Origin of the sequence: Salinibacterium sp. PAMC 21357, from assembly GCF_000247645.1 — a bacterium.
Classification (GTDB): domain Bacteria; phylum Actinomycetota; class Actinomycetes; order Actinomycetales; family Microbacteriaceae; genus Rhodoglobus.
The window spans coordinates 206,264-225,453 of the sequence record NZ_AHWA01000006.1 but is presented as its reverse complement, the minus strand read 5'-3'; the positions used below and the strand labels follow the sequence as shown (position 1 = coordinate 225,453).

Below are 19,190 nucleotides of genomic sequence, written 5' to 3'. Positions count from 1 at the left end.
GCGCGACTCTCACTACCTGACGCGCACAACGCCGCGCACAGCACCGCGTGCAGTTCGCAGTGACAGAATGGGTGCACGATGAGCGAATATGAAGACAACCCGGAGTTGTCTGGCTACGAGCCGCACGGAGATCGTCCAATGCGCTCTCGCACTTTCATCTGGGTTATGCGGGTGGTTGTTGTGCTGGGGCTCATTGGGCTTGTCGTACCCGGCATCGTGTCTGCCGCTGGCACCGCAAACAACACCGCTACTCGCACGTGCAGCACCTATATCGAATACTTGGCACCCCAAGCTGTCTCGTTCGACATCCGCTTTGAGCTTTTCGGGCAGGGTGAACCCGGCTGGAAGTGCTACGCAATCGCGTTCAATGGCACCGAAACTTTGCTTCGTTCGATGGGCCTAATTCCCGGGCCAGCCGTTATTCCGCGCAGCCCAGCCGACAACACGTAATTCGCCGCTGCTTAGCGTTCGGCGATCAGCTTTTCTTGAACTTGGCGACGCAGCACCTTGCCGATAAGCGACCGAGGAAGCTCGTCGACGACCACGATGCTCTTGGGTACTTTGTAAGCCGTGAGGTTTTCGCGCACAAAGTCGCGTACCGCTTTCTCGTCGAGAGTCGCCCCCTTCGCGAGCACCACAGCCGCAACAACATCCTCGCCACTGTGCTCGCTGGGCAATCCCACCACGGCAGCATCAACAATCGATGCGTGCTGGCGCAGAGCCTCTTCGACTTCACTCGGCGCGACATTGAAACCGCCGGTGATGATGAGCTCTTTGATGCGGTCAACGACGGTCACGAAGCCATCAGGATCCACGGTGACGATGTCGCCGGTGCGGAACCAATCCTTGCCACCATCTGAGGTCGGCACAAACACTTCGACAGTCTCGTCAGGCTTGTCCCAATAGCCCGAAAATACTTGCGGGCCACGCACGATGAGTTCGCCCTGCTCCCCCGCAGCACGATCCACCGTGGGATTCTCGGGATCAACAACGCGAATCTCTGTGTTGGGCAGAGGAAGCCCGACAGTGCCCGCACGGCGAGTGGGGCCGACAGGGTTGGCAATGAGGATGGGGCTCGTCTCTGAGAGCCCGTAGCCCTCGACGAGGGTGCCTCCGGTGCGCTCTTCCCAGGGCTCGACCACGGTTGCGGAGAGAGGCATCGCTCCCGAGATCGCGATCTCGATGCCCTTGAGGGAAACACCAGCAGCGTCGGCCGCTGCTGTGAGCCGCTCGTAGATGGGCGGCACGGCCGGCAGGAACGTGGCTGGGCGCTTCTTGACGACGGCCAGTACCAGGTCTGGGTCGAACTTAGGGAACAAGACAAGCCGGGCGCCCATGCTCATAGCAAACGTCAGACAGAGCGTAAGACCGTAGGCGTGGAACATCGGAAGCACCGCGTAGACCACCGCGGTGCCGCGAGGTACTGCCGGCGCCCAGGCGCGCGCCTGAGCTGCGTTGGTCGCCAGGTTGAGGTGGGTGAGCATCGCGCCCTTGGGAGATCCGGTGGTACCGCTCGTATACTGGATGAGGGCCAAATCGTCGGCAGTTGGCCGCACAATGTGCTCGTCGATGGGCTCAGATTTGAGCAGATCTTCCCACACGATCGTTCCGCTCACGTTTGTTGTGAGCGCGGTGCGTGACTCGCGCGCCTTCGCGATGGGCAATGTGAGCAGAGCACGCTTGAGCAGCGGCATCGACTGGGTGACGTCAACCGAAATGATGGTCTCGGCTATGACATCCATCGGAAAATCTTGCAGCGTGGCAACAACGTTGTTCCACGCGATGACAACTCTTGCCGCGTGGTCTTCAAACTGGTGCCGAAGCTCGCGAGGCGTGTAGAGCGGGTTGTGCTCCACGACAATGGCGCCAAGTCGCAGCACCGCATAGAACGCCACGATGTGTTGCGGGCAGTTAGGAAGCACGAGAGCGACCCGGTCGCCCTTCTGCACACCCAAAAGGCGAAGGCCTTCGGCCGCGCGATCTATCTGCGCGCCGAGCTCGGCGTAGGTAGTTTCTTTGCCAAAGAACTCAAGCGCAACACCGTTTGGGTATTTAGCAATAGAGGCTGCGACCAGATCGTAAAGCGATCCATCGGGCAACGGAATTTCATCAGGAACGCCATCGGCGTAGTTAGCAAGCCAGGGGCGGTCGGACAACGCAGTCATACGTTAACTGTATGCCTGTCGAGACCCACTCATTTACGCAATACGCCCCCACGAACCGGGACAACAAACCGTCGACCATTGCCACGGAGAACTGCCCGTGAGAACTGCCGTCTAGTAGTGCCGTCTAGTAGTGCCGTTGAATCCCTAGGCTGCGCCGTCGAACATTGAGGTCACCGAACCGTCATCGAAGACTTCGTGAATCGCTCGAGCCAGCAGCGGTGCGATCGGCAGAATGGTGAGGGTCGGGAACCGCTTGTGCTCGGGGATCGGCAGGGTGTCGGTGACGACAACCGAGTCGATGAAGTCGCTCTGCAGAATCGTCGGCGCCGGGTCAGAGAAGATGGCGTGCGTTGCGGCCACAACAACCTTGAGCGCACCAGCTTTCTTGAGCGCCTCTGCCGCCTTGACGATGGTTCCCCCGGTGTCGATCATGTCGTCAACGAGGAGGCAGACACGGCCGCTCACGTCACCAACGATGTCATGAACGGTGACCTGGTTAGGAACGAGAGGATCACGACGCTTGTGGATGATCGCCAGTGGCGAGTCAAGCTTCTGGCTCCAAATGTCGGCAACGCGCACGCGGCCCATGTCGGGGCTCACAATAGTGAGAGTCGAGGGGTCAAGCTGCTTGCGGAAGTGCTCAAGCAGTACCGGCATGGCGAAGAGGTGGTCGACGGGGCCGTCGAAGAATCCCTGAATTTGGGCGGCGTGCAGGTCGACGCTCATGATGCGGTCGGCGCCAGCAGCCTTGTACAGGTCGGCGATGAGGCGGGCACTAATCGGCTCGCGACCGCGACCCTTCTTGTCTTGACGGGCGTAGGGATAGAACGGCGAGACAACGGTGATGCGTTTCGCCGATGCCCGCTTGAGGGCATCCACCATGATCAGTTGTTCCATGAGCCACTCGTTGATGGGCTCAGTGTGCGACTGAATAACGAAGGCGTCGCAACCGCGAACGCTCTCGTCGTAGCGGGCATAGATCTCGCCATTCGCAAAGGTGCGGGCGTCGGTGGGCACGAGGTCGCTGCCGAGTTCTTCAGCGATGTCGAGCGCGAGTTGAGGATGCGCTCGCCCGGAGACAAGCACGAGTCGCTTTTGACCGGAGATCTTGATGCTGGCCACGTGGTGACTCGCTCTCTGCCGCGGTTACGGCGTTGGTCGGTCAGGCGAACTATCGTCGCTTGCTGCTTTGGCTGCCTGAGCCGCTGCAGTTCCCGCCCGATTGGTTTCGACCCAGCCACTGATGTTGCGCTGCGGAGCGACATTAATACCGAGAGACCCTGCCGGTACATCTTTTCGGATGACCGAACCTGCCCCGGTATACGCTCCGTCAGCAATTCTAACCGGAGCAACGAAGACGTTGTGTGACCCACTTCTCACATGCGAGCCAACGACCGTTCGACTTTTGTTCACACCGTCGTAGTTTGCGGTGATCGTTCCGGCACCGATGTTGGATTGTTCGCCGACTTCAGTGTCGCCGATGTAGCTGAGGTGCGGCACCTTGCTTCCCTCGCCAATGGTGGAGTTTTTGGTCTCCACGAATGCACCGATCTTGCCGTCAGCACCGAGCTTGGTGTTGGGGCGGAGGTAGGCGAACGGCCCGACGGATGCCCCAGCACCGATCACGCTGAGGGTGGCGTCGGTGCGTTTGACGACAGCATTCTCGCCAACTTCACAGTCAACGAGGGTGGTGTCTGGGCCGATGATGGCGCCGGACTGCACCAGCGTTGCGCCCTTGAGCTGAGTTCCGGGAAGAATTTCGACATCCGGGTTCAGGGTGACGTCGGCATCGATCCACGTTGTTGCGGGGTCTTCGATGGTGACGCCAGCGCGTTGCCATTTCTGCACGATAAGTTCGTTCATGCGTCGGGCAGCTTCTGCCAGTTGCACGCGGTCGTTGACCCCGGCGACCATCCAGCCGGCGAGAACGGGCATAGCCGAAACGACGGCTCCGACTCCGCGCAGTAGGCCGACAACATCGGTGATGTATTTCTCGGCCTGCGCGTTGTCGGTGGTGATGCGCACGAGCTGCTCACGAAGAGGCCCAACGCTGAACACGTAGGTGCCGGAGTTGATTTCGGTGATCGCGATCTCGTCGGCGGTCGCGTCTTTTTGTTCCACGATGCGGTCGAGACCACCGTTGGCATCGCGCACGACACGGCCATAGCCGGTTGCGTCATCAAGGATCGCCGAAAGCACGGTGGCGGCAGCCGACTGCGCACGGTGTTGAGCAAGCAGCGAAGCGAGCGTGGCGGAGTCGAGAAGCGGCACGTCACCACTGACGACAACAACATCCCCGTCGAAGTCGGCAGGCAGTGAATCAACCGCAACCTCAACGGCACGGCCAGTTCCGGGCACATCGTCTTGGTCGACGATGAGGATGTCGGGCATGAGCTCAGAGAGCGTCGCGACAACTTCGTCACGCTGGTGACGCACTACGGCGATCACATGATCGGGGTTCAGCTCACGGGCGGCAGCAACAACGTGCCCAATGAGTTCGCGACCGGCAAGGCGGTGCAGAACTTTGGGCTTCGCAGATTTCATGCGCGTGCCTTGGCCAGCGGCGAGAACAATGACGGCGAGTTTGTGTTCGGTCATGAACCTATTCTGCCCTGAATGAGCGGCGCTCAAAACGCCGCCACCGTGGGGTTAGCGGTTCAAGCCGTCTTCGTAGGCAGCAGCCGCGGCATCGATCTCCCACGATTCCACGAACGGATCTTCCGGAAGCAGGTATGGACGATCGACGTTCGTGCCGTTCGAACACAGGTAGTCGTCGTGCCAGTCGTCGTCGAAAGTCGGGTCCCAGTAACAGCGCCATCCGCTGCTCGCTTCGCTCTCGGCAGGTTGTTGATCTGCGTAGTTTTCACCTTCGGCTTGAAGGTGCTCCTCAGATTGCTGATAGTCGTCTCTGCTCTCGAGCTGCTCCTCGTAGCCGGATTGACTGTCGAAATAGGACGAACATCCCGCGAGCGCAAGCACAGACACGAACAGGACAACTACAGAGCGGCGATACATTGGCGGCAAAGCCTCTCGGATTTATGCGGTTGGCGAGTCAGGAATCATCCAGAGATTACAGCGGCAATCAGACGTCAGCTAGCCCCCAACTCAGGGTTCAGCGCAGGTCGCGCAAAAACCAAACGTAAGCTCTGAAGTAGCCGGATGCACCGTCCTCGACCTACCAAACGCCAAAGGTCGCGCGACTGGCCTGAAAAAGTGAAAAGCCGGAACCTCGACGTGAAGTCGGTTCCGGCTTTTTCTTTGCGCTGAAGCCCTTCGGAAAGGATTTCGACTATAGGAGCGCTGGGGTTTCCAGAACCCCTCAAAGCTCCGCCTCTAGGATTCGAACCTAGACTGGACAGCTCCAAAGGCTGCCGTGCTGCCATTACACCAAAGCGGACCGCACCCGAAGGCGCTAACCAATTCTGCCAGATCATTGGGCCTCTGTCGTGCACCTTGCCCAATTCGGAGCCTTCACACACGTTTACTTGCCCCTTCTGGGTGGCCTATTTGCACACATCCGCGTGTCGAAACTGGGATAATAACCGGATGCCCCAACGCGACGAAGTCGACCGAATTGTCGAGGCGTGGTCGCGCGAGCGCCCCGATCTCGACTTTGCGCCTCTGCATGTTTTGAGTCGGGTTGGTCGGTTGGCGAAGCATTTGGAGCGTGCCCGTCGGTCTGCCTTCGCGGTCGCGGGTGTTGAGCCGTGGGAGTTCGATGTGCTTTCGGCTCTGCGCAAGGCGGGGGCGCCGTACCAGTTGAGCCCAACCGCTTTGGTTCAACAAACAATGGTTTCTAGTGGCACCATGACGAACCGTATTGATCGCATGGTGATTCGTGGTTTAGTTGAGCGCCGCACTGACCCTAATGATGGCCGCGGTGTAATTGTGCTGATGACGGCAAGCGGTCGTGAGCGGGTGGACGAAGCGATCACATCCTTGGTGCATGATGAAACGGCGCTGCTTTCGCGAATGTCTGCTGGCGAACAAGAACGATTGAGCGGCTTGCTCAGAAAGTTGAGCCTCGACGGTGAATAACCCCCAAGAGCAGACCACCTTCCGTCGCATTTCTCCTGGACTTGGTCTCGCACTTGGTGCTTTTGGTCTCGCTCTGCTGATCAGTTTTCTGATTCCCGCAATCCCCACGCTTACCGCGTGTGTCGTGTTGGGCATCCTGTTTAGTGCACTGCCGTGGCGTAGTGCTGTGCGCTCTGAAGTGAAGCCGGGGCTCGCTATTGCTGCCCGCCGTCTGCTGCGTATCGGTGTCGTTTTGCTCGGCTTCAAGTTGAGTCTCGTGAATATAGCGGAGCTGGGCTGGTTGGTGCTGGGCATGATTGTGCTGATCGTCGTGATCACGTTCTTCTTCACGTGGGGCTTGGGGCGAATGCTGCGCCTCCCCGGTCAGCAGCCGATGCTGATCGCTGCCGGATTCTCCATCTGTGGCGCCTCGGCCATCGGCGCAATGGCGGGAATGACGCGCGCTAAGGACTCAGACACGGCCACACCGGTCGCGCTTGTCACTCTGTGCGGAACTCTCGCTATCGCCCTGTTGCCCGCTCTGCGCCCCCTCCTCGGGCTTGATACTGCCGAGTTCGGGATGTGGGTGGGCGCGAGTGTGCACGATGTCGGCCAGGTCGTTGCCACCGCTCAGATCGCTGGGGCCACCGCCCTCGCTGTTGCGGTTGTCGTCAAGCTCACCCGGGTGGCGATGTTGGCCCCCATGGTGGCCCTCGCAGGGGTCGTTGTTGCTCGCAGTGATCGTAGGGCGGCGGCTTCGGCTGCGGACGCCGCCGGCACGTCAGAGGCGGGAATGGCGCTCGCAGAAACGACGGAGGCCGGCACATTAGGGGCTGGTTCCGCTTCCCCGAAGCCAGCGAAGCGCCCCGCCATCCTTCCGCTGTTCGTCGTGGGGTTCCTCGCTGCGGTGCTGGTGCGCACGTTCGTGCCGCTCTCCGATAGCTTTCTGGAGGTTGCGTCTTACGGCCAAGAGCTCGTTTTGGGCATGGCCCTCTTCGGTCTCGGTGCCTCCATCAGCATCGGCAATCTCATCCGCACCGGTGGTCGCGCGCTCGTTGTCGCCCTCATCTCGTGGGCGGTCATCGCGCTGCTGTCACTCGGCGCGGTCGAGATTGCCCGCGCCGCCGGAGTTGCCGCCCTCGGCTAGCTGTAGGTCGGTTCCACGTAGGCGAGTTGCGCGCTGATCAACCCTCGGTCGCGGCTCACAATTTGGGCTCGTCCGGCAATCGCGGGCATCGCCTTGACCTTGCCGATCAGCTGGCCTTCTTCGGGGCTGCCGCTGAGCAGAATTCCGGTGGTGCCGAGGTCGGTGAGTCGCTGGATGATCGGATCGTAGGCTGCTCGTCCGGCACCACCGGTGCGGCGAGTCATGACGATGTGCAGCCCGAGGTCGCTTGCTTGGGCAAGCAGCGGCGCTAGCACGGCGAGCGGGTTGCCCTGTGAGGTCGCGACGAGGTCGTAGTCGTCGATCAGGATGAACCCTTCCGCCCCTTGCCACCAGGATCGTGAACGCAATTGTTCGGCCGTGACATCGGGGCCCGGAATGCGACTCTGGAAGAACGCGGCCAGTTCAGCGACACCACTCATCGCCATGTCGTGGGCGGTCAGGTACGCCCCCAGGTACTCTGCGGGAACTTCTCCCAGCAGGGCACGGCGGTAGTCGATGACAAAAATCTTCGCCTGCTTGGGGCCGTAGAGCCGCATAATTTCATGCGCGTAGGCCCGCAACATTGATGACTTGCCGGAATCGGCATCGCCGTAGAGGAAGAGATGCGATTCTGCCATCGGGTCGATGCCGAAAGCTGCGATGTTTGCTTCGTCGACTCCGAGCAGAATTTCTCTGGAGTCAGGGGGTGCGATCGCCCGAACCTCATCGAGGGTGATGCGCTCTGGCAGCAGCCGCAATTTGGGTCCTTGGGCTCCCGGCCACGCCGCGGTGACTTTAGCTACCAGATCTTCGATGCCAGCCGCGAGTGTTGTGGCGTCACCGGAGCCGTCGACGCGAGGAAGCGCCGTGAGCATGTGCAGTTTGCGCGGGCTAAGTCCGCGACCGGGAGCACTGATCGGCACGTTCGCTGCCGCTTTGCGATCGATCTCAGAGTCCGAGGCGTCGCCAAGCCGCAGCTCAATGCGGGTACCGAAGAGGTCTTTGATGTTGGCGCGAACGTCAAGCCAGCGCCCGGCCGTGATGACAACGTGCACACCAAAGGTGAGTCCTCGGGCCGCGATTGCTTGGATTTGTGGCTCAAGGCTCTCGAACTCGGAGCGCAGCGTCGCCCAGCCGTCAACGATGAGGAAGATGTCACCGTAACCGTCATCGACTCGCCCCTCAGCACGTCGTTGCCGATAGGTCTGGATTGAGTCGATGCCGTGCTGCCGAAAGAACACCTCGCGGGCGTTGACGATGCTCGTGACTTCGGCGACCATCCGGCGCACAACGTCTGGTTCTGATCGCGTCGCGACACCACTGATGTGGGGGTACTTGGTGAGCCCGGAGAAGCTGCCGCCGCCAAAATCGATGACGTAAAACTGAACTTCAAGCGGGGTGTTGGCGAGCGAGAGCGACACCAGCATCGTGCGCGCCAGGGTGCTCTTTCCGCTCATCGGGCCACCGATAATGACGGCGTGCCCGGCTGAGCCTCCGAGCGAGACCGTAAGACTCTCTCGGCGTTGTTCGAGCGGGATATCGACGATTCCGAGAGGAATGGTGAGCGAGTCACCCTGTCGCCAATGCGCAGAGATCAGCCCGAGCACAGGGTCAATCCTCAGGTCAGGCATCAGTTCATCCAGGGGTGCGGGAACTTCTAGCGGCGGCAGCCATACCTGATGTGCCGGCGAGCCCACTCCGGTCATGCGAGCGACTGCTATCTCGAAGGTGCTGCGCTTCTCTTCGAGCTCTGGCGCGAGATCCTGCTCCATCACCATTTCGACTTCGTTAACTTTGGCTTTCCACACGGGCGCCGCAGTGAACAATTCGACATCGGCGGAGGCGTCGCCGCCGCTGGACTGCGCAGTCGCCGCACGCTTGCGCTTTTTGGGCGGCGCGGAGACATACGCCGCTCGAAACTGGGTCATCGTTTCGGTGTCGGACTTCAAGAATCCCACTCCGGGGCTAGTCGGGAGTGTGTAAGCATCGGGCACGCCCAGCACCGTTCTCGACTCTGCGGCCGAGAACGTGCGCAAACCAATTCGGTACGAGAGGTGCGAGTCGAGCCCGCGAAGCTTGCCCTCTTCCAGTCGCTGCGAGGAGAGCAAAAGGTGAACTTGCAGTGATCGGCCGAGTCGACCGATTGCTACAAAGGTGTCGGCGAATTCTGGTTTCGCGGCCAACAGTTCGGAGAATTCGTCGGCCACGATCAGCAGTGCTGGCAACGGTGCGAGATCGGTGCGCCCCTCACGGCGGGCTTTCTCATACTCCGAGACGTTGACGAAGTTTCCCGCGGACCGCAGAAGCTCCTGGCGACGCGTCATTTCACCGTGTAGTGCATCCTGCATGCGGTCGACGAGGGTGAGTTCTTCGCCCAAGTTGGTGATGATGGCAGAAACGTGCGGCATCTCGGCCATGCCCGCGAAGGTGGCACCACCCTTAAAGTCAATCAGTACAAAGTTCAGCTGATCAGGAGAATGAGTGAGTGCCAAGGACAGAACTAGTGTTCTGAGTACTTCTGATTTTCCGGAACCGGTCGCCCCGATTATGAGACCGTGCGGGCCCATGCCCTGCTGTGCTGACTCCTTGATATCGAGCACAATCGGCGAGCCATCAGTGGCTTGACCGATGGGAACTCGGAGGCGATCCCGCTCAAGCCGCCCCTGCCACGAAACGGCAAAGTCGATTTCGCTGACGTCCGGAAGCGCCAGTAGATCGACGAGCTCCAGTTGCTTAGTGCTCGTAGTGCCCGCCGCCGCGGTGATGGCCGCGCCGGTGTGCAAGGGCATCAGCCGACGGGCTGTGGCTTCCGCTTCGACGATGGATACGGCATCCGCCACAAAAGGAAGTGACAAGCCCTGCAACGTGATGAGCTCGCCCGTCGCCTCATCGGTAGGGGTCGCCGGGGTGAGAGCGATCCGCATCATGCTTGGGTTCTCGAGCTCGCCCCACCGCGCTGGCAAGTCGATGACGGTGACCCCTTGCACACCGTCGTCAGTGATGATCGCATCAGAAGAGGGAATGCGGGCACCATCGGTGACGATGATGATGTGAGGGGTTTTGCGTTCCGCATCCCGACCGAATCGGGGTCGTTCTTTGAGGTCGGGCGGCAACATGTCGTGAATCTCGGCCACGTTCGAGCCAATCATTCGCGCAGCACCGAGACCGTCGTTGACATATCGCGAGTGCGTGTGCGGCAGCCATTTGGCCCATTCCCAGTGACTCAAGACGGCGTCATCGGCAACGATCGCGACGTGAAGGTCGTCGGGGTGATGCATCGTTGTGGCGTGCAGCAGCATCGACCGAACGAGGGAGCGAGCCTCTTCTTCGTCACCGGTGATTTCGAAGCGGGCAAAATCTCGCAACGAGGTTGCCAGCGGCAGGTGCTTCTGAATCTCGTGGCTGAGCATGAACCTATGAGCTGCGGATGCCGCTACCGGATCGAGTTGGGCCAGCGGCGGCAGCTCGGGCGCTTCTAGCTGAACGCACAGCGCTTGATCGTTAGTGCCGACCCGCGTGAGCAGAAAGTCGTTGTCGTCGGTGGACCGTTCCCACACCCGTGTGCGTTCTTCGGCAAGGAAGGGAAGCGCGGCCGGGGCAGGATTTAGCCAGTTCGCTGCACGACGTTGCTGCTTTCCCGCGACCCGGATCGTCTGACGAAGCTCGACGAGGTAGGCGAGGTATTCCCGACGTGCGGAAAGGATCGCGGATTGCCGTTGGGAACGCTGTCTCCACCCGTTGACGGCGACGAAGCCGACCGATGAGACGAGGAACATGCCGCCGGTAATGAGGCCGGTGGCGCCCGAGCTGGTGACAGCCATGACGATGGCGCCCACACTGCCGAGCATGGGAAGCATCGAGCTGATGAGCCCACCGCCGCCGTCGCCGGGAGCAAGTTCGGGTGGTGCTTGAAGCGCGATCTTGCCTGCAGGAACGCGAGGAGGAGCTAGTCGAGTACCGGCCATTATGAAGATTCCCTACCGAGCAAGAGGCTTATGGTGAATGCGCGATTTCCCATGCGAACGCGAACGCCCTCATCGAGGAGCACCCGATTTCCGGGTTCGAGCGTCGTGACTTCGCCCTCATCGCCCAACAATTCTGTTCCGTTGGTGGAGCCGTAGTCGGTTACCCAGGTTCGACCGCGGGAGTGCTCAACCCGCAAATGCGTCTTTGACACTGTCGACTCGTGGTCTTGCACGATCACGAGCTGATCTGTCGCCTCTGTGTGCACGGGGTTGCGCCCCAGGTTGACGGCGACGGGGGCCGCGAACTGCTCGCGCTGGCCGGTATCGAACACGAGCAAGACGGTGCCGTCTGCAGTCTCTGGCAGGCTCAGCCCCGCGCCAGTGGATGCTGGCTCTTGCTGGCTCACGGGCGCTGCTTGCAGGGGCGTGGCAGCGAATCCGCCCTGCGGCACTCCCGTGTAGGACTGACTGATCGAGTTCTCTCCCGGCTCTTGGGGGCGAACGAGGGTGCTGATAACTTGCGGCACTGCCAGCGCTATGGGTGTTTCTGCTTCGGCGTAGCTTTGCAGGCCGGGGGAATTTTGTCGCGCTGTTTGCAACTCGACGAGGCCTGAGGTGAGCTGCGGTCGCGCTCGCTTCGGAACGGAAACCATGACGGTTCGCGCGGCAACATCAGCCCAACTGCGCGCTCGGACTCGCGAATTCCAAGCACCGGAGGCGACAACGATCCAGGCTCCGACGCCGCCGGCGAGAAACCCTATCTGTGTCACAAAGCGGCGCACAAAGGAGCGGCCAACCCCGGGTGAGTATGGTGAATCATCCCGTGACACCCGGAGCCGCAGAAGGGCGTTGCCGATGGTGAGGCCGGTGCGCGCTTCGAGCACCCAGAGCGCGACCGCAAGTTCGACGATGGCGATCAGGGCGAAAATTGGGGAGCCGGTGAGTAGCAAAACGAGCCCGGATACCGTCGTCACGGCAACAACGTCGATTGTGAATGCCATCACTTGGGCACCAGTGCTGGCGGCGGCTCCATGAAACGCCTCCCCCAGTGCACTGGCGTGAGCGATGTGCGGAATCACAGGCGTGGTCTGCACGGGGTGCACCGCGCTCGGAGTCGCTGGGTCGAGAACAGGCACCGCTGCTTGAGCGAACGGCGAGATCACCGCGTGCGCTGGTTGGGCTTGCCGCTGGGCAACCCCGCACCACAGACACTGAGCCGAGCCGGCACGCAGCATCTGGTTGCAGTTCCAACAAACAGCTTCACTCATGAGGCCATCATCCCCCGAAGCGCGGTCAGGATATCGGCGGCGAGCAGCGCGGCGGGAAATGCTGCCGCCACCGCGATCCATTCAATGACGTCGGCCAGTCGTGACCAGACGAGTGATTGAGCACCGCGACCGATCGGGATCACGATTATGGCGGCGGCAACGCCGACGGCGAGCAGCGCCCCAGCGACAATCACGAGGGCGGGGCCGTCTAAGGTAGTCGAGAATGCGACGGTGACCGCCACTATCAGCACTGCTGCTGCGGCTCGAGGAGTCCAGCGCAATACCGGGTTGGTGTAGTGCCGGGGTGTGAGAACGAGGGCGATGATGAGCGCACTGGCTAATCCCACCGAGCCACCGAATACGAAGGGGTCATCGATAGCGAGGCGAGAAAGCGCGAGGGGAGCAAAAACTGCCGCGGTTCCGCTGAGGAGCACGGCGCCGACAAGAAGTCGTGTCCAGGATGCGTCAACGATTTCTCGGATGTCAGCTACCGCGATCTGTCCGGGTGATTCGGGGATAGCTCCCCGCACCGTCCAGCGGCTGCTCATGAAGTGTTTGTACTCGATGTGGTAGCCAGCCTCAACGTTGAGCAGGGTTGTCGGCAGAATTCGAAGCCCTGGTGCCACGATCCCTGCCGAGATGGCGGCGGCGGCCGTGGCATCCCAGCCGAGCATCAGCGTTGCACCCCAGATCGCGGAGAGCACGAGCAGCACTAGCGCCGCAGTACTGGCTGCACTGCGTAGTCGAGGTTCTGAGACGGCGGCGGTGAGAAGAGTGGCGAGCACGCCGGCACAGATCAGACCGATGACCACTCCGAGGTGTTTTCCTGATTCGACATGGGTGGGAAAAATTGCCACACCGGCGGCGAAGGCCATGACGAGGGGGGCGATCATCCGCACGGCTTCAACACTCGCGTCTCGTGGGCGACGCATCGCCCAGACCACGGCGGATGCGGCCGCTCCGCCGCCGAGCACGGTGGCGGCAATGACTCGCTGCGCTACGCCCGCGAACTCGCTGGCGCCGCCGTTGTCGAGTAGCACGATGCCGGAGAATGCTGCGGCTACAGCACCGAGCATCCACCACACTGCGCCTTTGTCGTCTCTAGTGTTGCCGCGTTCCGCGCGCACTAATGATTCGGCGGCTCCGACGTGGAAGAGGTCGATGACGGAATACACGCCGCCATCGCTGAGATCTTCGCCGAGCGTCGAGAGCTGCACCTCGATGCCACCCCGTTCCACAACCACATGGCGGGCGGGCTCGAGCACGATGTTGAGACCGCGCATCGCCTCGCCGAGAGTATCGTCGAAGGGAAGCGCAGCGTCGATGCGGCGATCGCCGGTGAGCACAACAAACTTGCGCCGTTCGGCGGTGGCAGCCTGCACGGGCTAAATCTCCAGTCTGAGCTCACGCAGTTGGGCGACTGTCTTAGCGAGCTGGTCTTGCGCTTCTTGCACGCGCTGAAATTCGGAGTCGTCTTCTTCTAAGCCTTCGCGGAAGAGTTCCCGAGCAACCGCGAGGGACTGCCCGATCTGCTTGCGCACTTCTCGTGCCTCGGTCGAGTGGTCAACGCCCGAAATGATGTCGCTGACGGTGGTTTGACTCATGTCGATTCGCGATTGCAAAACTTGCCACGCTTTGCCGTGGTCACCGTTGCGGCGTTCGCTTTCGATGTCTCCGCTGGCTTCTTCGGATTCTTCGCGTTCTCGCTTGGCGCGTTCCTGCGTTTCGCGGGTTGTGGCGCGAATTTCGGCGGTTGCTGCTCGCACGTCGGCGAGCATTGCTACTAGCTCAGAATCCACCGCCGCCACCTCCTCCGCCACCGCTGCCTGAGGCTCCACCGGAGGAGGCGTTGCCTGTCGCTGCAGCCACTTGATTAGCGGAGAGCTCGATCTGTCCCGCGGGGCCGCTAGTGCTGTTGGCGAGGGTCATGAGAATCTTGAGCATTTTTGTCAGGTTGCTGAAGACCGTTTTCAAGATCTTCGAGATCTTCAGGATCATCGGCAATTTCGACATGAATAGGGTGATCATTCGGGTGAGCTGCGGCACCCACCTCATGAGGTTTATGGAGAGTTTGGTGATCCACGCGGGCGTCGAGACTGACCCAACGACGGTCGCGATAGCAATAAGCATTTCGGTGACGAATTCGGCGAGGGCCACGGCGATGGCGAGCACGAATTCGGTGATTGCCTGTGCCATGTCTGCGAGTGCTGTGCACATCTGTGACATTGCGTCGCAGGCGCCAGCCACAGGTTCGATTGCGGTGGCGACTTTGTACTGGGCCCCGGCGAATGCGCGAGCTGTCTCACCTTGCCACGCGTCTCCGAGCCCATCGGGTAGGTGCCTGATGTTGTCGGATACGGCGTCGATGGATTTGCCCACGTTGGTCCATGCTACGGCGCCGCGGTCGAGTGCTGACCAGTCGCCCCCCAGTGGTTTGCTTACCCATTCTTCGAGCGGGCTGAACCCGGCGAACAGGTTGACGGCCCAGTCAATTGCGCCAAGCGCGAAGCCTGCTGATTCTCTGATTTGCCCGATACGATCGCCTGAGTTCGCTGCCGGGTAGGACAGGTAACTCATGGGGTCGTACATCGGGCTCACGGTCATTGTCACAGCTAAACCCCTACCGGTTGAGCGGCACTGGCCGCAGTGTCTGGCACCCACACACCAAAACGGTGAGAGGTGTCGAAGACGGATGGTGCCGCCTGATAGCCGAACGCTGTCTCGCCTGTTGCTAGGTCTTCGACCAGAATGGGCTCGCGTGCTTCCCACGCCAGGCGCAGCTCATCAGCACTGCGTCCGAGGGGGTCAGCGGATGCTCGTTCTGCCCATAGTTCGTCAGAGTAGGCCGCGTTTCGGGCGGCTTCTTCGGCGTCGCGGGCGTCGACGATTTCTTGCTCGATGACTACGGTGACGTTCACGTTGACCTCGCCGTTACCGTTGTTGACGACATCAACATCGATGTCGACCTCGGCGTTTGCTGATCCGTTGCCGATCTCCGGCCCGGGTTGCCCTTCTGCCCCCGGTGTCGGCGGAACCTCAGGTTCTGGCTCGGGGTCGGGGAGGACTTCTGGTTCCGTTTCGGGATGAATCTCTGCGTCAGGCTCCGTGACCGTCTCCGGTTCGGTTTCGACTTCTGGCTCTGCCTCAGGCTGAATCTCTGGTTCTGGAACAATGGTGGGTTCAGGAACTTCAGCCATATCTGGCACGGCCGGAGCAACTGAGCCGCTACCGCCGCCCATTCCACCTCCGCTGCCGCCGCCCACTCCTCCGCCGCCACCGGTCGAGCCGCCCGGGCCTACGTTCCCGCCCCCGCTGCTTAGCTGGTCTTCAATTGCGGTGAGCCGGTCGTGCATTGTTTTGAGCTCTTGTTGCTTTTGTTCTTCTTCTTCGGCGCATTCTTTGGCGTAGTCGTCAAGGTTGACGGTGAGCCCGGTCATCGTGTCTCGAAGGGAGACGACGGCGTTTGTCATGCTGTCTCGTGCGGTGTCGTATTGGGGTTGCAAACAACTGAGGAGCAAACCCATTGCGTTGTTGAGGGAGCAGTGTTCGGTGAGGTACACCTGGGCACGCCCGAGGGCGGCATCTTGCTCGGCGTAGTACCCGCGGATTGCGGGGAATATTGCGGGTTCTATTCGAATCTCGCCAGCCATCATTCTCCCTGTGGTGTGATTTGGTCGCGGCCGCCAGCACCGGCACGGCGTGAACGCGGTGCGGTGTCGGCGTCATCCTCGAGCTTGGGGGCCATGAGTCCTCCCGAGCTGGAGCGTTTCTCCTTGCTGGAACCGCCTGCGCCACCACCGCCCATCATCCCGGTGCCACTGGCACCACGAGCGCCGGCAGCTGCTGTGCCGTTAGCCGCGGCTCCGCCGGAGGCTGCGCCTCCGGAGGCAGCGCCACCGCCCGAGCCGAGTAGCCCGCCAGAACCTGCTGGCCCGCCAATTCCTAGTGCGCCTGACCCAATTCCGCCCGCTGCCGAGCCACCGATGCCTCCGATGCCTCCGATGCCTCCGATGCCTCCGCCAGCAAGTTTCGCGCCGGCTGCGAGTGCACTTGCACCGCCAAGCGCGGCTCCACCGCCCGCGGTGAATCCTGCCATGCTGCCGCGGTCACCACTGTCGGCAACGAGCCGCTCAGGGCCCGTGCTGCCGCTGCCGCTGCCGCTGCCGCTGCCGCTGCCGCTGCCGCTGCCGCCAGAGCTGAGACCGCCGCCGGAGTTGAAACCACCACCGGAGCTGAGACCACCGCCCGACTGTTGCCCCGAAGTAGCCCCGGAATGCGACGTCGACCCGCTGGAGTAGCTTGTGCTCGATCCGCTAGGAGGAGGGCCCCACCCGCGATCGGTTCCCCCACCGGGAGTTGTACCCTGAGTGGTGGTGCCATCATCATCTCGTTCGAATTTCTCCACCTCGCCCCAAGTTTGATCTTGGGGAAAGACTCGACACTCAGTGCGAGCTTGAGCGAGATGCTGGCGGTGAGATTCCAATTCGTCGCCAAGCTTTTCCAGCGCGAGTTTCGCCGATTCCTCTCTTTGATTTCCCAGGAACAACTCGATCACCCCGACAGTGACGTCTGCCGGAAAAGTATGGCCGGCATAAAGCACTCGCGAAGCACCTTCGGCCGCCTGCACAAGATTCGGATCAACTGTGCCGCCGGGCAGCTCGTCAAGGTTGCCCGCTGCCCTGTTGCGCAAGTGGTTCGCAGCTTCAACGACCTCGCCCATGCGATTTGCGGCGATGGATACCTCCGCAAAACGCTTGCGCATTACCTGGAAATATTCTCGGGCGTCTTCAGCCGATGGGCTCTCCCAACCAGGGTTGTCGGTAATCGAGTTCATTGTCTTGTCTAGCTGTTCGAGATAAGTGAGCAGCTTAGGTAGACCGGTCAACTCCCACGACTGTGCATTAGCGATCGTCTTCAGCTGGGTTTCATACTCGCCCATTTTCGTCTCCCAACGGGTCAGTGGGTTGATTGTGACGCTTGCTCCGCCGCACAAGAACGATCACGAGCACGACTGCTCCGATCAGCAACAAAATCCCTACAATCGCGATCCCGATGAGGAGCGGCACAATGGCGTCTAAAGGGTCCTTTTCCTCCGGCGCCACCGGGGCGGCGGTGGGTTCGACCGGGTTATAGATCTCGTCAAAAGTGGGGGACAATTCGTCACCCATAACTACGAAGGGGTTCGCGGTCGAGTACTGCGTTGGATCAGCCGCAAGAAGCTTCCGCAAAGAAATGTACCCGTAGCCGTAGAACCTCGGAGACCGAACAGCGTCGGGGTTGCCGTCACCGCTGGTATTTCGAATCAGCGACTGCAGCAACTGGTTAGGGGAAGCCTCGGGATACTTTTGCATCGCCAACGCGAGAATTCCCGCGGCCAGCGGGGTTGCCATTGACGATCCGCTCGTGAGCTCTTGCTCTTCCCAGCTCTCTCCGTAAGCGCCCTGAACGGTCACGTCCAAGCCCGGCGCAATAATCTTCGTATAAATGTTGTGCACCGGGATCTGGTCACCAGTCGACCCGCCAGCTTGCACTGCCAGAACTCCGTTTCCTCCCGCCGGCATAACCGCCCCGAACACTATGTCCGTCGTGTTAAGAGTGCCGGCAACAATGACGACTTCCTCACGCACCGCCCGCGCGATCGCGCGATCCAACACCTGACCGCCAGGGCTAACCAAAGACGACACCGAGATGATGTCCGCTCCAGCATCCATCGCCGCTTCCATCGCCACCCCAAGCCGATCATCGGATACGGAGAAACCCAGATCAGGGTCAACGCAGGCAATCGAATCACCGTCACTAGTGACATCGGTGACATTTACGACGTAGTAGAGCACCTCAGCGTCGGGGGCGACCCCCTTGATGCCAGCCTGGCCGGGGTAGCCATCACCCGTTCCTGAAATCATCGACACAACATTCGTGCCATGAATCGCATCGAGAACTCCGCCACGGTCGGTCGATACCGCCGGATAAAAGTCCTGCGCCGCCTCATCGAAGCAGAGAGACGGCTCAATAACCGTCACGTTCGCATCCCGCAACGTCGGAATATCAGTATTGATAGGCGAATCCATCACCGCAATCGTGATGCCCTCCCCGGTCAACCCCGACGCGTGCACCTCGCCAATCCCGAGCTGATCGAAATACCAAAAGCCGTCGGATTCTGCCGCGGCAGGCCCAGCAATTCCTAGAGTCAACGCAGCGGCAAGCCCCGCTGCCAGAATTCCTCGAGTGCGACGCGTCATTCGAAGACCTTCTCCTTGGACTGGGACGAGGGCGTGGGAGCCGGGGAGACAGTCGATTCTGTTTTCTCACCCGGCTCGTTCAGACGTGAAAGCAAATTCTTGGCCTCGTCACCAGCCATCGCTTCTTGCTCAATAAAACCGGCAAGAGTGTCGCTTAACTTGTCCCGCAGTGTTTTAAGGTCATCACTGAAAACGGCGGCTACATCCCTCAGCGCAATCGCAGTGCGATCGACCTCTCGTTTGAAATTAGATGCGACTCCGCCCTCGACGCCCTCAGTTTTCCTCAGCTGGCTATCGCTCGGCACATCTTCCAAAGCCCCCAACACGAGATCGATGGTTTTGAGGAAATCTTCGGGAGTCACTTTAATGCTGCTGCCGTAAGACACGTG

The 19,190-nt window shown here is 60.9% G+C and carries 16 protein-coding genes and 1 tRNA gene; 3 read left to right on the top strand and 14 right to left on the bottom strand.

Features of this window, described 5'->3' with window-relative positions:
- The first annotated feature begins 78 nt into the window (after window positions 1-78).
- The gene (locus ON14_RS13640; RefSeq protein WP_010205918.1) at window positions 79-450 is read left to right on the top strand and encodes a hypothetical protein; all 372 of its coding nucleotides are present in this window, start codon (window positions 79-81) and stop codon (window positions 448-450) included.
- Between the two features lie 11 nt (window positions 451-461).
- Here ON14_RS13640 and ON14_RS13635 read toward each other — a convergent pair whose 3' ends face one another.
- The 5 genes from ON14_RS13635 to ON14_RS13615 form a co-directional block, all read right to left on the bottom strand.
- The gene (locus ON14_RS13635; RefSeq protein WP_010205917.1) at window positions 462-2,165 is read right to left on the bottom strand and encodes a long-chain-fatty-acid--CoA ligase; all 1,704 of its coding nucleotides are present in this window, start codon (window positions 2,163-2,165) and stop codon (window positions 462-464) included.
- Window positions 2,166-2,309: 144 nt separating this feature from the next.
- Window positions 2,310-3,287 (bottom strand): ribose-phosphate diphosphokinase, encoded by a 978-nt coding sequence (locus tag ON14_RS13630; protein WP_010205916.1) that lies wholly within the window; start codon window positions 3,285-3,287, stop codon window positions 2,310-2,312.
- Between the two features lie 24 nt (window positions 3,288-3,311).
- A complete protein-coding gene (gene glmU, locus ON14_RS13625) occupies window positions 3,312-4,763 on the bottom strand; it encodes a bifunctional UDP-N-acetylglucosamine diphosphorylase/glucosamine-1-phosphate N-acetyltransferase GlmU (protein WP_010205914.1) in 1,452 nt (483 codons plus the stop codon).
- A 51-nt stretch (window positions 4,764-4,814) separates the two neighbouring features.
- Window positions 4,815-5,144, bottom strand: a complete 330-nt coding sequence (locus tag ON14_RS13620) for a hypothetical protein (RefSeq protein WP_141630076.1) — start codon at window positions 5,142-5,144, stop codon at window positions 4,815-4,817.
- 346 nt (window positions 5,145-5,490) lie between these two features.
- A tRNA-Gln gene (locus tag ON14_RS13615) sits at window positions 5,491-5,562 on the bottom strand.
- A gap of 149 nt (window positions 5,563-5,711) precedes the next feature.
- On the opposite strand from ON14_RS13615, the gene ON14_RS13610 reads away from it, so the two are divergent.
- Together ON14_RS13610 and ON14_RS13605 are read left to right on the top strand one after the other, a co-directional pair.
- The gene (locus ON14_RS13610) at window positions 5,712-6,203 is read left to right on the top strand and encodes a MarR family winged helix-turn-helix transcriptional regulator (protein ID WP_010205911.1); all 492 of its coding nucleotides are present in this window, start codon (window positions 5,712-5,714) and stop codon (window positions 6,201-6,203) included.
- Window positions 6,196-7,329 carry a YeiH family protein gene (locus ON14_RS13605; RefSeq protein ID WP_010205909.1) on the top strand — a complete coding sequence of 378 codons (1,134 nt, stop codon included), beginning with the start codon at window positions 6,196-6,198 and terminating at the stop codon, window positions 7,327-7,329. Before ON14_RS13610 ends, ON14_RS13605 begins: the two co-directional genes overlap by 8 nt.
- On the opposite strand, the gene ON14_RS13600 is transcribed toward ON14_RS13605, so the two are convergent.
- From ON14_RS13600 to ON14_RS13555, 9 genes are read right to left on the bottom strand one after another with little or no spacing between them, the layout of a single operon-like run.
- Entirely contained in the window at window positions 7,326-11,294 is a 3,969-nt protein-coding gene (locus ON14_RS13600; RefSeq protein ID WP_010205908.1) for a type VII secretion protein EccC, read from the bottom strand. The two genes, ON14_RS13605 and ON14_RS13600, sit on opposite strands and share 4 nt — an antisense overlap.
- Window positions 11,294-12,562, bottom strand: coding sequence for an RDD family protein (locus ON14_RS13595; protein ID WP_158000097.1), 1,269 nt, complete (start codon window positions 12,560-12,562; stop codon window positions 11,294-11,296). Before ON14_RS13595 ends, ON14_RS13600 begins: the two co-directional genes overlap by 1 nt.
- Entirely contained in the window at window positions 12,559-13,944 is a 1,386-nt protein-coding gene (locus ON14_RS15750; protein WP_010205905.1) for a hypothetical protein, read from the bottom strand. The genes ON14_RS13595 and ON14_RS15750 overlap by 4 nt, the downstream gene beginning before the upstream one ends.
- A gap of 3 nt (window positions 13,945-13,947) precedes the next feature.
- The gene (locus ON14_RS13585) at window positions 13,948-14,361 is read right to left on the bottom strand and encodes a hypothetical protein (protein ID WP_010205903.1); all 414 of its coding nucleotides are present in this window, start codon (window positions 14,359-14,361) and stop codon (window positions 13,948-13,950) included.
- Window positions 14,351-15,166, bottom strand: a complete 816-nt coding sequence (locus ON14_RS13580; RefSeq protein ID WP_010205902.1) for a WXG100-like domain-containing protein — start codon at window positions 15,164-15,166, stop codon at window positions 14,351-14,353. The genes ON14_RS13585 and ON14_RS13580 overlap by 11 nt, the downstream gene beginning before the upstream one ends.
- Window positions 15,167-15,174: 8 nt before the next feature.
- A complete protein-coding gene (locus ON14_RS15890; protein ID WP_010205901.1) occupies window positions 15,175-16,212 on the bottom strand; it encodes a hypothetical protein in 1,038 nt (345 codons plus the stop codon).
- Entirely contained in the window at window positions 16,212-17,501 is a 1,290-nt protein-coding gene (locus ON14_RS15295) for a hypothetical protein (protein WP_010205900.1), read from the bottom strand. Before ON14_RS15295 ends, ON14_RS15890 begins: the two co-directional genes overlap by 1 nt.
- Window positions 17,488-18,801, bottom strand: a complete 1,314-nt coding sequence (locus ON14_RS13560; protein ID WP_010205899.1) for a S8 family peptidase — start codon at window positions 18,799-18,801, stop codon at window positions 17,488-17,490. The genes ON14_RS15295 and ON14_RS13560 overlap by 14 nt, the downstream gene beginning before the upstream one ends.
- Window positions 18,798-19,187, bottom strand: a complete 390-nt coding sequence (locus ON14_RS13555; RefSeq protein WP_010205898.1) for a hypothetical protein — start codon at window positions 19,185-19,187, stop codon at window positions 18,798-18,800. The genes ON14_RS13560 and ON14_RS13555 overlap by 4 nt, the downstream gene beginning before the upstream one ends.
- Between the last annotated feature and the right edge of the window lie 3 nt (window positions 19,188-19,190).

Coding starts and splice junctions, on each gene's coding strand:
- ON14_RS13610 (WP_010205911.1), top strand. CDS start 5,712: ATGCCCCAACGCGACGAAGTCGACCGAATTGTCGAGGCGTGGTCGCGC.
- glmU (WP_010205914.1), bottom strand. CDS start 4,763: ATGACCGAACACAAACTCGCCGTCATTGTTCTCGCCGCTGGCCAAGGC.
- ON14_RS13635 (WP_010205917.1), bottom strand. CDS start 2,165: ATGACTGCGTTGTCCGACCGCCCCTGGCTTGCTAACTACGCCGATGGC.
- ON14_RS13595 (WP_158000097.1), bottom strand. CDS start 12,562: ATGAGTGAAGCTGTTTGTTGGAACTGCAACCAGATGCTGCGTGCCGGC.
- ON14_RS15890 (WP_010205901.1), bottom strand. CDS start 16,212: ATGGCTGGCGAGATTCGAATAGAACCCGCAATATTCCCCGCAATCCGC.
- ON14_RS13580 (WP_010205902.1), bottom strand. CDS start 15,166: ATGACCGTGAGCCCGATGTACGACCCCATGAGTTACCTGTCCTACCCG.
- ON14_RS13600 (WP_010205908.1), bottom strand. CDS start 11,294: ATGGCCGGTACTCGACTAGCTCCTCCTCGCGTTCCTGCAGGCAAGATC.
- ON14_RS15295 (WP_010205900.1), bottom strand. CDS start 17,501: ATGGGCGAGTATGAAACCCAGCTGAAGACGATCGCTAATGCACAGTCG.
- ON14_RS13560 (WP_010205899.1), bottom strand. CDS start 18,801: ATGACGCGTCGCACTCGAGGAATTCTGGCAGCGGGGCTTGCCGCTGCG.
- ON14_RS13640 (WP_010205918.1), top strand. CDS start 79: ATGAGCGAATATGAAGACAACCCGGAGTTGTCTGGCTACGAGCCGCAC.